Source organism: Paenibacillus cellulosilyticus (assembly GCF_003182255.1).
In the GTDB taxonomy this organism is placed as follows: Bacteria; Bacillota; Bacilli; order Paenibacillales; family Paenibacillaceae; genus Paenibacillus_T; species Paenibacillus_T cellulosilyticus.
Genome location: NZ_QGTQ01000034.1, coordinates 1 through 13,509 on the forward strand (window position 1 = coordinate 1; position 13,509 = coordinate 13,509).

Annotated in this window: 10 protein-coding genes and 1 other annotated feature; all 10 genes read right to left on the minus strand. The window is 53.6% G+C overall.

What is annotated here, in order from left to right:
- Positions 1-1,001: 1,001 nt before the first annotated feature.
- The 10 genes from DFQ01_RS26550 to DFQ01_RS26595 all read right to left on the minus strand — a co-directional run bounded on the left by DFQ01_RS26550 (position 1,002) and on the right by DFQ01_RS26595 (position 13,336).
- Positions 1,002-2,630 (minus strand): catalase, encoded by a 1,629-nt coding sequence (locus DFQ01_RS26550; protein WP_110047021.1) that lies wholly within the window; start codon positions 2,628-2,630, stop codon positions 1,002-1,004.
- Positions 2,631-3,173: 543 nt separating this feature from the next.
- Positions 3,174-3,992, minus strand: coding sequence for a class I SAM-dependent methyltransferase (locus tag DFQ01_RS26555; protein WP_110046966.1), 819 nt, complete (start codon positions 3,990-3,992; stop codon positions 3,174-3,176).
- A gap of 37 nt (positions 3,993-4,029) precedes the next feature.
- Complete coding sequence (locus tag DFQ01_RS26560) at positions 4,030-5,586, minus strand: 2-isopropylmalate synthase (RefSeq protein ID WP_110047022.1); 1,557 nt, start codon at positions 5,584-5,586, stop codon at positions 4,030-4,032.
- A gap of 112 nt (positions 5,587-5,698) precedes the next feature.
- Positions 5,699-6,005, minus strand: a binding site (T-box leader).
- 1,386 nt (positions 6,006-7,391) lie between these two features.
- Entirely contained in the window at positions 7,392-8,459 is a 1,068-nt protein-coding gene (gene tsaD, locus DFQ01_RS26565) for a tRNA (adenosine(37)-N6)-threonylcarbamoyltransferase complex transferase subunit TsaD (protein WP_110046967.1), read from the minus strand.
- The gene (gene rimI / locus DFQ01_RS26570) at positions 8,453-8,947 is read right to left on the minus strand and encodes a ribosomal protein S18-alanine N-acetyltransferase (protein ID WP_110046968.1); all 495 of its coding nucleotides are present in this window, start codon (positions 8,945-8,947) and stop codon (positions 8,453-8,455) included. The genes tsaD and rimI overlap by 7 nt, the downstream gene beginning before the upstream one ends.
- Positions 8,944-9,765, minus strand: coding sequence for a tRNA (adenosine(37)-N6)-threonylcarbamoyltransferase complex dimerization subunit type 1 TsaB (gene tsaB, locus DFQ01_RS26575; RefSeq protein ID WP_245946898.1), 822 nt, complete (start codon positions 9,763-9,765; stop codon positions 8,944-8,946). The genes rimI and tsaB overlap by 4 nt, the downstream gene beginning before the upstream one ends.
- Positions 9,762-10,271 carry a tRNA (adenosine(37)-N6)-threonylcarbamoyltransferase complex ATPase subunit type 1 TsaE gene (gene tsaE, locus DFQ01_RS26580; protein ID WP_110046969.1) on the minus strand — a complete coding sequence of 170 codons (510 nt, stop codon included), beginning with the start codon at positions 10,269-10,271 and terminating at the stop codon, positions 9,762-9,764. The genes tsaB and tsaE overlap by 4 nt, the downstream gene beginning before the upstream one ends.
- 66 nt (positions 10,272-10,337) lie before the next feature.
- On the minus strand, positions 10,338-11,366 hold the full coding sequence (thiL, locus tag DFQ01_RS26585) for a thiamine-phosphate kinase (protein WP_110046970.1): 1,029 nt from the start codon (positions 11,364-11,366) through the stop codon (positions 10,338-10,340).
- A gap of 234 nt (positions 11,367-11,600) precedes the next feature.
- A complete protein-coding gene (locus DFQ01_RS26590; RefSeq protein ID WP_110046971.1) occupies positions 11,601-12,470 on the minus strand; it encodes a YitT family protein in 870 nt (289 codons plus the stop codon).
- A 293-nt stretch (positions 12,471-12,763) separates the two neighbouring features.
- Positions 12,764-13,336, minus strand: a complete 573-nt coding sequence (locus DFQ01_RS26595) for an FAD-dependent oxidoreductase (RefSeq protein ID WP_110046972.1) — start codon at positions 13,334-13,336, stop codon at positions 12,764-12,766.
- Between the last annotated feature and the right edge of the window lie 173 nt (positions 13,337-13,509).

Here is a 13,509-nt window from a genome sequence, read left to right on the forward strand (position 1 = left end):
TGTCGTACCGTTTCATTGTCTCCCGTCCCCTCGTCAGCTTTCATTTTATTTCATACGAGGGTGTTTTTCGACTGCATTTTTATCGTAGCACTCCACTGCTCGCTTAGCACACATCCATTAGATAGAGGTGGTTTTTCACCTCTATCTCGCCCGATCGGCGCACGACAGTTGGTTAGAGGCGATTTTTCGCTCCTATGCTGCTCGCTTAGCACACATCCATTAGATAGAGGTGGTTTTTCGCCTCTATCTCGCCCGATCGGCGCACGACAGTTGGTTAGAGGCGGTTTTTCGCTCCTATGTTGCTTGCTTAGCACACATCCATTAGATAGAGGTGGTTTTTCGCCTCTATCTCGCCCGATCGGCGCACGACAGTTGGTTAGAGGCGGTTTTTCGCTCCTATGTTGCTTGCTTAGCACACATCCATTAGATAGAGGTGGTTTTTCGCCTCTATCTCGCCCGATCGGCGCACGACGGTTGGTTAGAGGCGGTTTTTCGCTCTTATGCTGCTCGCTTAGCACACATCCATTAGATAGAGGTGGTTTTTCACCTCTATCTCGCCCGATCGGCGCACGACAGTTGGTTAGAGGCGTTTTTTCGCTCCTATGCTGCTCGCTCAGCACACATCCATTAGATAGAGGTGGTTTTTCGCCTCTATCTCGCCCGATCGGCGCACGACAGTTGGTTAGAGGCGTTTTTTCGCTCCTATGCTGCTCGCTTAGCACACATCCATTAGATAGAGGTGGTTTTTCGCCTCTATCTCGCCCGATCGGCGCATATTGGTTAGTTAGAGGTGATCTTTCACCTCTATCTCGCCCGATCGGCGCACGACAGTTGGTTAGAGGCGGTTTTTCGCTCCTATGCTGCTCGCTTAGCACACATCCATTAGATAGAGGTGGTTTATCGCCTCTATCTCGCACGTTCAGCGCACTCTGGTTGATTAAAGGCGGTTCAGCAAAAGACAAACAGTCGAGCAAATCTGCTCGACTGTTTGTCGGTTCCTATTAATAACCATCGCTCGGATGACCAAGCTCGGCCGCAGCTTCCATCGCATCGCCGTTCTGCGACGTAATGCCGCTGTGCATGCTCGCCCGCTTCGCGAGCGCTTCCTCGATCGCCTTCGCTACATTCGCACCGTATTCCGGGTCCGCCTTCGTGAAGTGCTCGACCATCCGATTGCGAATCACGTCCTTGCACTCTGCGAGCGCTCCGCCCAGATTGGCGATGAGATCCGCACGCTCGACTTCATCAAGGCTGCGATATGTAGCTCCTGCTTGGGCAAAATCGTTCGTCCGGTCAATTTGCTGCCGCACGAGTCGATCGTTATATAGCGGTTCATGCTCCTTGCCGCGCTGCGGAGCCTCTTGCAGTCCGCCGAGCGAAGACGGCTCGTAGTTGACGTGCGGGTTCTGACCCGGTGCAAGATCCACCTCATACGTCATCTGACCGTCACGCTGATTGGTCGCCACATGCTTCTTCGGCGCATTGATCGGAAGCTGCAGGTAGTTCGTTCCAACCCGATGACGCTGTGTATCGGAGTATGAGAAGGTCCGGCCCTGCAGCAGCTTGTCGTCCGAGAAATCAAGGCCATCGACCAGAACGCCAGTGCCAAACGCCACCTGCTCCACCTCTGCAAAATAGTTGATCGGATTCCTATCCAGCACCATTTTGCCAACTTTCAAAAACGGGAATTGCTCTGGGTCCCACAGCTTCGTCGGGTCCAGCGGATCGTAATCAAGCTCTGGATGCTCATTGTCGGTCATCAGCTGCACGGACAGCTCCCACTCCGGATAGTCGCCGCGCTCGATCGCTTCATATAAGTCCTGCGTCGCATGGTTGAAGTTCGTCCCTTGAATCTTCTCCGCTTCGCCAGCCGTCAAGTTCTTAACCCCTTGCAACGGCTCCCAATGATATTTTACGAGTATCGCTTGACCATCCGCATTGACCCACTTATAAGCATGCACACCTGAGCCTTGCATTTGACGATAGTTAGCCGGAATGCCCCATGGCGAGAACAGGAACGTGACCATATGCGTCGCTTCAGGCGAGTTGGACACGAAGTCGAAGAAACGCTCATTGCTCTGAATGTTCGTTACCGGATCGGGCTTGAACGCATGCACCATGTCCGGGAATTTGATCGCATCGCGAATGAAGAAGATCTTCAGGTTGTTGCCGACCAGGTCCCAGTTGCCGTCTTCTGTATAAAATTTGATCGCAAAACCGCGCGGATCCCGCAGCGTCTCTGGCGAATGACCACCGTGAATAACCGAGGAGAACCGTACGAATACCGGCGTCCGCTTGCCAGCTTCTTGGAACAGCTTCGCCCGCGTATACTTGGCGACTGGCTCATTGCCTACCTTGCCATAGGCTTCGAAATAGCCGTGTGCGCCCGCTCCGCGCGCATGCACGACGCGTTCGGGAATACGCTCCCGGTCAAAGTGTGATATTTTCTCAAGGAAATCGTAGTTTTCAAGGGTTGTAGGTCCCCTACGTCCGACGGTTCGAAGGTTCTGATTGTCCGTAACCGGATGACCCTGTCGGTTCGTCAGCGTCAGCTCCGATTCTCCTTCGCTGAAGCGCTGGTCGTCCGAGCTGCCTGCACCAAGTCCGTTGTTATGATCGTTATTCGTCATCGTTGCCGCCTCCTTCATTCGAGCTTCTTGTTGTACAATGGATCGCTTCTCGAAAATGTACCGCACTGCTTTCGAAATGCGGCAGCTCTGTATTACGCTCCTCATCCAGTATTTCTCTGCATCGAAATGGTTATGCATCTGCCATTTATTCGGATATTCACCTCATCCACAGGTTTATCCACACCCGTGAACAAGTTGTTGTACAATTCTGTCGAAAGATTCGTCGAATTATCGCCTGTTATAGCAGGGCATTGCCTACTTCGCCGTGACCTTAGGACGATAGACCTGCTCATTATCCACGTTATCCACATTGTCCACAATGGACCTGTGAAAAAGTTGTCCACTTTTACATAACAGTATCAATTTGCAAGGAAATGCGTTCAGATGCGGAATTGGAAAATTTACACACATTACACACAGGCTGTGGATAAAATAAAAAAAGACGCTCCGACCGGCAATATGCGCCGGTCAGACCGTCTCTGCAGCTTTGTTCGAAAGTGTTATCGAAAGGTGTTTCGGAAATATTGTATGGCTCGCTTTCCGCTACTGCGCTCGCCCAATATACAGCAGATGCGACGATGCGCCCAGATTGCTGCGGTTAGCCGCTTCCCGATAGACCAGGTCCATGATCTCGCGGAATCGTTCCTCGCCGAACGATTGCCAGTAGTCTAATCGTTCTCCCCGCATGCCACCAGCGATGCTCGACGATCCGATCAACTGAATCGTTCGGAATCCGTGCGCCTCCATGAACGGCTCAATCTCATCGATATTATAATAGTAGGCACCGGTGAAACGTCCCGCGTCCGTGTGATTGAATTTCCCCGTCTGAGCAAAGGCTGCAATACCTTCCGGCTCATGATTCGGCTTCCACTGCTGTGGATCGGACAACGAGGTCATGAGATGCCGCGTCCGTGTCATAAAGGCGACGAAAACGAGCCCCCCAGTCTTCGTGATGCGATGCAGTTCGCGTGCTGCACGGCTTCGATCGGCTTCCTCTTGCAGATGGTATAACGGGCCGAGCATGAGCGCGGCATCGAAAATCTGATCCTCATAGCAATTTAAGTTGGTTGCATCTGCTACATGGAACCCGCGAAACTGCTCAGTTAAGCCAAGTTCCTCCGCTTTGTCCCTCGCGATATCGACTAGCCGGGGCGTCAGATCAGCCAGCGTAACCTCATAACCGTGCTGCGCCAGTGCCATAGAATACTTGCCTGGGCCTGCACCAATATCGAGAATATGGCCTTGGGCGGGTAAGCTGCTGCGCATGTAATGCCAATTCACGAGAAATTCGATTGGCTCGCGATCAAGCCTTCCCCATTCATCGAACTGATTGTAGTAATCGACTATGCTGCTATTAATCATCCCGCCAGCCTCCTTTTATTACAAATATTGGTACGTATTATACAGCCGACTCTTCATCCTGTACAGCCTCTGTTTGACTGCTGCTGCCGCTGCTCAGAATCGCTTGGTTACATGCTGCTACGTACGCCTGCGCCGAAGCAAGAATGATGTCCTTGTGAATCGAAGTGCCGCGGTACCGACGTCCTTCATACAAAATCGTAACGACCGCTTCACCGTACGCGCTCTCGCCTGAGGACAGCGAATGCAGCTCCAGATCCTCGAACTCTGCTGCCGCTGGAATGGCTTGCTGAATGCAGCGGATCACCGCTTCGACTGGCCCTTCGCCCACCGCGGAGTAGGAGCGCTCCTTGCCGTTTGCTTCTTTCACCGTGACCGACGCGACGCGTGAGCGCTGCGTACCGGATACGACTTGCAGGTCCGTCAATACATAAGGGTCTGGTTGGGTGTCCGTTGCTTCGCCCGCCAGGCGGATCAACTCCACGTCGGATACGATTTTGTGTTTGTCAGCAGCAACGATGAATTTCTCGTAGACCGTCTGCATTTGCTCGTCGTTGACGATAATGCCGTACTCCGACAGACGATGCTTGATGGCGTGGCGGCCAGACGATTTACCCAGAATAATCATATTGCGCGGGATACCCATCGCTTCCGGGTCCATAATTTCGTACGTGTTCCGGTTCTTCAGCAGACCGTCTTGATGGATGCCCGATTCATGCTGGAAGGCGTTGCGTCCAACGATCGGCTTGTTGAATGCGATTGGGAAGCGCATCGTCCGGCTGACCAGACGCGACGTTTCGAAAATTTCCGACTGTACGATGCCCGTCTCTGCCTGCATCGCATCCTTACGCGTCTCGATCGCCATAACCAGCTCTTCCAGCGAGCAGTTGCCGGCACGTTCGCCGATCCCGTTAACCGTTACTTCGATCTGCGTTGCCCCGCCGCGAATGGCAGCCAGGCTGTTCGCAACCGCCATGCCCAGATCGTTGTGGCAGTGAGCGCTGAAGCGGACGCGGTCAGCACCTCGCGCTTCTCGTCTTACGGTCCGGAACAGCTCTTCGACCTCGCTAGGAATCGCATAGCCCATCGTGTCCGGCAGGTTGATGATTGTGGCGCCAGCTCCAATCGCTGCTTCAACCAGCTCCGTTACGAACTCGATGCCCGAACGGGTCGAGTCCATCGCAGAGAATTCGATCTCATCGACGAACTGCTTGCCGTAGCTAATCATATCGCGAGCGATTTGAATCACTTGCTCACGAGACTTTCGAATCTGGAAGTTCAGATGAATGTCCGACGACGAGATGAACAGATGCAGTCTGCGGCGTGTCGCGTCCTGCGTCGCTTTCACCGCTGCTTCGATGTCCGCTTGCACGCAGCGGGCAAAGCCAGCGATCTCGACGTTATGCAGCTCGCGTGAAATTTGCTGGATTGCCGCGAAGTCGCCGGGGCTCGAGATGGCAAAGCCCGGTTCAATAACGTCGATGCCCAGCTTCGCCAGCTGGCGGGCGATGACGATTTTGCGGCTGGAGTCGATTGAAGCGCCTGGCGACTGCTCGCCGTCACGCAGTGTCGTGTCGAAGATTTGAATCCGTTTCATGCTATCGTTCGCGTTTACGTTAAAGGTTGTCATAGGGTTGGCCTCCTAAAGGTTTTTGGGAAAGAAAAAAAGCAAGCCCATCGTCTCCCGCTCCGGTTGTTAACCTTTGCGAATAAGAGACGACAGGCTTGCTTAGAAGCCGCTGCCGCGGTACCACTCTCGTTGACCTCGCTCCTCTCCGGGATGCGATGGTCCTCTTGGCGCCAAGCGCTTGATGCCCTTGCGGGCCCTATGCGCTCAGCATCCGGGGTAACGGCTGGATCGGCCGTAATGATGTACGCTAGCTCACGTTCTCGGACGTTCGCTGTTCCACCACTCCGCTCGCAGGCGAGTTTCCAACCTTCGTTCGACTGCGTCGCACCACCCCGCAGCTCTCTGTACCCCGAATCGGTTGTACTACTCCTGTTCATCGCGTTCACATGTATGGTCAATTCATTGTTTTGGTTGTTCTAAGTAACAATCAGATTCACATTGCTGGATACGCCCAACTTCGCTGGAACGTTCACGTTCACTTTGTAGATGACAACAAGAAAAGCCTGCCGCCCCTTGCAGTTATGCAAGAGACGACAGGCTGTGTGCCCGCGCGGTACCACTCTTGTTGACACTTACGCATATGCTAGCGTGAATGCCCACCTTAAGCGCTCGTCATATCCGGATCATGACGGCAGCGCACCCTCTCACGGGGGTAAACCGTAATGACGTACGTCCGTACCTGATGACCGTCGCCATCATGCATCGGTTCCGCCACTCCGCTCCCAGGCGAGTTTCGAAATCCCCTTCGACTGCGTTGCACCGACCCGCAGCTCTCTAGCGGCAAGCACGTCTTACGACCGTGCCACCATCCCCGGTAATCTCTACTGCTCCTGTTCTTCGCGTTTGGAACGTATTCGTGTGATCTGTTGGAGTCATTATATGCACAGCAACAATCGCCTGTCAAACAACAAATTGACGGATCGGTCCTCGACAAGCGCGAAGTTATCTGAAAAGTGCAAACGAAATTCATAGGTAAATGAAGGGATTAATAGATTAGAAATGAGTTAGAAAGACTGAAACTATTTCATGTAGAACCCTCAAAATAACACTTTCAAAACAAAATTATTAACAGAATAACAAAGAGGAAAGTCGAAATGTTATAGATAATACATGAAAATTTATCAATAATAAATGTTATGGTATATTGTAACATTTTAAACATGGAAGATGCTCAATACCTATTCAAAATACAAGCAGTATAAACAGGAGTAGAGTCGTGAATATCCAAACTAAGCTGTACCCTAGAGGGGCGCGCGACTCCATACATGCATGATATGCAACCCTCTCCAACACCTCCCCCCTCCCATTTTGGAGTCCAGAGGGCGTGAGAGCCATTGGGGCTCCTGACAAAAAGGATGTAGGTGGATAAACATAAAAAGCCGCATCCCACTAAGGTATGCGACTGGTCCATCTCTGCTCTAATGAACTGAAATGACGCTATTCGAGATTATTTAACACCGCTGCATTCTAAGGGACTCCAGAGCACTTATTTGATGCTTTTCGAGGGACGAACAGCAAAAATCAGATCAATAGCGCTCGTTGAGTTCCTTACAACTCAAATCGTAGCTCTCAATAACAAATAACGTCTCTGAGATTCCTTACAGCAACAAACACAAACTATGCGCTCGAACAAAAGCTATGCCCCAGAGGGGCTCGCGACCCCAAGCACGCCGTACCTGCAACGCTCCCAGTACCCCACCATCCCCTTCCGGGGTCCAGGGGACAGGAGTCCCCTAGGGTCCTCCCTTGCAGGGAGGATTTAGGGGGGAAATTCATTCGACCGGCTTCACAGACCACTCTTCGAGCGAGAGGAGTGGATCAGCTTTCATTTCGAGCGAGGTAAACTCGCCGCTCTTCCATTTCAGGTGCGCTGCTGCGCCGATCATAGCGCCGTTGTCCGTGCATAGCGCGAACGGCGGCACGAGCAGCGGCACGCCTGCCGCTTCGCAGCTTGCGGCCAGTGCAGCACGCAGGCCGCGGTTGGCTGCAACGCCGCCGCACAGCAGCAGCTGGCTCGCGCCGAACTCCTTGATTGCCCGCATCGACTTGCCAACGAGCACGTCGATGACGGACTCTTGGAAGCCGCGCGCTAACGCTGCCGTGTTCAGCGTCTCGTCTTTCATTCGCGATTGGTTGATGGCAGCGAGCACTGCCGATTTCAATCCGCTCAGACTGAAATCGTACGAGTCCGGCTCCAGCCACGCACGGGGAAGCTCGATGACTTCCTCCGCTTCAATCGCAAGACGATCGATGTGAGGTCCGCCCGGATACGGGAAATTGAGCGCACGCGCAACTTTGTCATACGCTTCGCCAACTGCATCATCGCGCGTACGTCCCACGATACGGAATGAGCCTTCCCGCTCCAGCACAACCAGCTCCGTATGGCCGCCGGACACGACGAGCGCAACGCATGGGTAGACGATGTCATGCACAAGCGCATTGGCATAGATATGCCCTGCAATGTGATGCGTCCCGATTAATGGAATATCGAGCGCCATCGCATACGTCTTCGCAGCTACGCCGCCAACAAGCAGAGCGCCAACAAGACCTGGTCCCTGTGTTACAGCTACAGCCGACAGCTCGCTAGGCGCTACGCCTGCCTGCTCCAGCGCTTCCTCCATCATCACTGTAATCGTCTCGACATGCTTGCGAGAAGCGATCTCCGGTACGACGCCGCCGAACTTCCGATGCGTCTCGATCTGGCTCGAAATCACGTTCGAGAGAATATGTTTGCCATCTCGCACGACTGCAACCGAAGTCTCGTCGCAGCTTGTTTCTATCGCAAGCAGCAGGCTTTCGTTCCCCGTCTGCGCCGTATTCAAATTCTGTTCTGTCACCATGCCTGCTCCTCCGTCTCAGACGCATGAAGCTCAACCCACATGATGAGTGCATCCTCATTATTGTCCGAATAATAACCCGGCCGAATACCGGCAGGCTCGAAGCCGAGCCGTTCATACAGACGCTGCGCCCGATCGTTCGATACACGAACCTCAAGCGTCATCCGCTGCATGCCGTATTCGGTCGCGTTCTCCATTTGCCGCTGCAGCATCTTCTCGCCAAGTCCCATCCCCCGCCGATCGTGCCGCACCGCAATATTCGTTACATGCGCTTCATCAATAATCGTCCACATGCCGCCGTAACCGATAATGCCCGTATGATCCTCCATCACGATATACTTGGCAAAATGGTTATGCGTCAGCTCGTTGATGAACGCTTCCGCCGTCCATGGCGTTGTAAAAGCTTCCCGTTCGATCGCGATGATGTCCGGCACATCGGTAATACGCATCGCTCGAAACGTTACAGCTGGCTGCTGTGTACGACTAGTCATCGTCCATCACGCTCCGCTGCTTGCTTCTCACGCAGCTTAACCTCTGCCTCGGTCAGCTGCGTATAGTTCGGCACAAAGCTGTGAACGTCGTCCTGCTCGCCACGAGCCAGACGCGCAGCACCAAGCAGCGCACTGCTGCGGCCCGCCATCAGCGAAGGCGACAGCAGAACGCGAACGCCACTCTCTTCGCAGAGCTGCTGCAAACGCGCCGCCTCTTCTCCGTGCTTCTCTAAGTCACCGCATACGATGATCGTCAGCGAGCCCTCTTCTTCATGGAACTCCGAATACGCACTAGCGCGATCCGCCAGCTCGTCAACCCAGTCCGCCATCAGTCGAATGGCATCCGGGGCAAAGCGCACCCATGTGTTATTTATTTCCCCGCCAGCGGCAAAAGCAGCTGTATACACTTGTCCACGCCGTGCATCCATCAGCGGCACATACCAATGCTCACTGCCATCAGCCTCCGCAGGCACACTGCCATAGGCGAGCGCCTCAAGGCTCGACACACCTACAATCGGCTTGTTCCAAGCCCAAGCAAGCGTCTTGGCTACCGTAACGCCGATCCGCATTCCCGTATAGGAGCCTGGACCACGTCCAACCGCGATGCCTTCAAGTGTTTCCGCCGTAACGCCGCACGCTGCCATGAGCCCCTTCAGCTTGGATACGACCTCAACCGAATGATTGCGCTCAGCCATCGACTGCACCTCGCCAAGCACCTCGTCGCCGCGGACGATCGCCATTGCCATTGCGGCCGTTGAGGTATCTAGCGCTGCTACGATCGGCTTCGCCTTGCCGAGCGCTTCCTTCATCCCGATCATGCTTGTCCCTCCTCACGTTGGCCACGCTGCTCATACGCCAGCCCTTTTACGAGCTCAGCATAACGTCCGCCAATGCCCATCAGCTCATAACGACGGCTCTGTCCGCCGAGATGTACCAACTGAACATGAAGCCGATCCGGCGGCAGCAGTTCTTCAATCAGGCTCGCCCATTCGACAATCGTAACCCCTTCACCGAAAAAGTAGTCGTCGAGACCCAAATCATCCGCTTCTTCAATTGACAGGCGATACACATCCATATGGTAAAAAGGCAGCTTCTGCCCTTCATATTCTTTAATAATCGTAAACGTCGGACTATTCACGATGCCCGGAACGCCTAATGCTGCTGCGAACGCTTGGGAGAAGCGAGTTTTGCCTGCTCCAAGGTCGCCATCAAGCGCGAGTACCGTGCCCGGCTCTGCCCATTTCGCCAGACGCTCTGCGAGCTGAATCGTCTCCGTCTCCGCGTGGCCCTCCCAGGCCGCTACTTCTACTAATCGCGTATTCATTCCTTCACCGTTCCCTTAAAGAGGTTGTTCAACACGTAATTAAACGCTGTCCCTCTAATGTGATCCTCAGTCAAAATGGTTATAACCGCGCTTCTGCAGCTGTCTTCTCCGCTCGGATCCTATCGCGCTTCCACTACCGCTCGTTACAAGCTGTACGTCGGGCCCGCCTTCCTCGACCTCTCCGATGATGAACATCGGAATGCCCTCTGCCTCAAGCGCAGCCTTGGCGCCTTCGGCGTCGCCTGCTTCAATCGTACCAATAAGTACGTAATCCTCGCCGCCATACAGCATCCATTCGAGCGCATCCTGCCCTGCATCTGCCGCGTAGCTCATTAGCGCGCCGCTTCTTGGCAGCTGCCGATCACGGAGCGTCAAGCAGACGCCGGAGGCCTCTGCAATCTCCCACGCTTCACTCGCCGCGCCATCGCTCACATCATTGAGCGAGGTGCATGTTCCGCGCTGCTGCAGCAGCCGTCCAGCTAACACCGATGGTGCTGGTCGCCGATGTGCCCGCACGAGCGGCTCCGGAATACGATCGACTTGTCCATCCAGCAGTCCGTGCAGTCCTGCAGCGGACTGCCCAATCGGCCCTGTTACGAAAATCACGTCGCCCGGCTTCGCGCCTGATCGCTGCAGCGCTTTCCCCGTCTCGACTCTGCCAACGACTGTGACAGCGACGACTAGATGCTGCGGCGACGAAGTCGTATCTCCACCAATGACAGCCACACCATGCCGATCCGCACATTCATATAGTCCATCGTACAACGCACGCATCCGATCCGGCCCCCAGGTTGACGGAACGCTGACCGATACGAGCGCATGCATCGGCAGCCCGCCCATCGCTGCAACGTCACTCACGTTAGCGGCAAGTGCCTTGTAGCCAATATCCGAAGCCGACATCGTTTTATCGTTAAAGTGGATGGTCTCAACCATCGTATCGACCGCCAGCACCCACTGCCACTGCTGCTGCGGTACATCTGGCAGCTCGACAACGGCAGCATCGTCACCGATGCCTAGCACAACGCCCCGTTCCTTCTGCCACTGCGCAGACTGGCGACCAGCGGTCCAATGACCGATGCTTGCAAACTCGTCCAATTACTCCGCCTCCATGCTGCTTTCGTCCCCATATTTCTCCGGTATGAAACGCGCTGCGCCGACCTTAAGACGGCATAGCCCTTTCACCTAGCGTTCTTGCGTTGACCTTATTATATAGGTCGTCGACGAGTGCCGCAACAGATGGTATCAATATCTCCCAGCCACACCCATATGCAAAAAAGCCGCATTCGCAAGGCCTACGCCCAACGAATACGGCTGCTAACTTGTACACGACTAGTGAATGTCCTTCTTCTTGAAGCGTCCGCCCTTCACATCGTGAATGTTGCCGACGGCAAGGAAGGCAGACTCGTCGACCTCCTGAACGATCGACTTAAGCTTCGCCTCTTCTAGTCGTGTAATGACGCAGAAGATGACTTTCTTACTGCCGCCAGAGAAGGCGCCTTCGCCATGCAAATACGTAACGCCACGGCCTAGACGGCTCATGATCGCATCGCCAATCATTTCCGACTTATCGCTAATGATCCAGATCGATTTCGACTCGTCGAAGCCCTCGATCGTAATATCGATCATTTTGTAAGCCAAGTAATATGCAACAAGGGAGTACATCGCACGGTCCCATCCGAAGACGAAGCCTGCGCTGCCAAGAATGAAGAAGTTAAGGAACATAACGATCTCGCCGACGGAGAACGGAATTTTCTTGTTAACGAGAATAGCTACAATTTCTGTGCCATCAAGAGAACCGCCTGAGCGGATTACGATACCAACGCCTACGCCTAGAATAAGACCGCCAAAAATGGCTGCGAGGAAAGTGTCATCAGTGAAAGCTTGCACGGGGTGGAGCAGGAATGTGCCGAGCGACATGACGACGACACCGTATAGAGTGGAAATTGCGAACGTCTTGCCAATCTGCTTGTAACCAATAAATAAGAACGGGAGGTTGAGGAAGAACAGGAATACACCAAGCGGTACACCGGATAAGTGCCCGAAGATGATGGAGATACCTGTGATACCGCCATCGATAATGTTGTTCGGAACTAGAAATATTTCAAGCCCGACGGCCATTAACATTGCCCCGATCGTTATAAAAACAATTCTGCGGGCAATTTCGACCTTGGTCAATCTACTGTGTTGGATGTTTGCCATTGAACCCCTTCCTTTCTTGTTGTCTAACAATTCTAACTATAGTATACATGAAAATTCGGTCAAATTGAACCAAAAATCTTCATTTTCGTTCAAAAAATATCGATTTCGTGAGTTTTTGATATTAGACCTTCGTTTATCAGATGTTATATCGTTTTATCTGTCGCTTGTGAAACGAATCCTTAATGCTCGCACGAAAAAAGCTGCTCTGCGAGGCATCAGCATGACGCTGATAACCCGCAGATGCAGCCCCTAAATGGTAAACTCGATCTGGCTATTTCTTCGAAATGCTTCGTTTAGCTCTTGAGCACGTCGTGATCGACGTAACGCTCACCGTTAATCTCGCTTATGACGTTAATCGCAACCTTCGCACCATCGCCAGCCGTAACGATCGTATGTACGCTGACGCCTGCCGCTGCACCTGCTGCCCATACGCCTGCAACGCTTGTCCGGCCTGCTGCATCGGCATCCAGGATCGTCTTCACACGCGGCTCTGTGCCTGGCTTCACCGCAATGCCGCTCGCTTCCGCCAGCGCTTCTGTCAGACCTGTGCCCGTTGCGAGGATGATGTGCTTCGCCTCATAGGACGCGCCATCTTCCGTGCGAACGGATACTGAACCTTCGCCGGAAACGACTTGGACCGCTTTGCCTTGAACGAACTCGGCACCAAATTTCTTCGCCTGCTTCACGCCAACAGCGATGAGATCTGGACCGCTGATCGCTTCGACGCCGTAATGGTTCTCAATCCAAGCGCGTTTCGTAATGCTCTGATCGCTGTCGACCACAAGCGTAGACTTGCCTGCTTTCGCTGTGAGCAATGCTGCACTTGCGCCTGCTGGACCTGCTCCAATGATAACGATATCGTACATCCTCATGTTCCCCTCCTTAAGGTTTGGATGATAAAAGCATATAATATTACCCATATTTAGCCAAGAGCCAAACGGTAGAATCATCATACTGAGGGGAAAAAGGACAGCTTGCATCGGATCCTTCTGTCGCATATGCTGATAGAGTGGAAGCAGCAAGCGTGAACGTGTGCTTG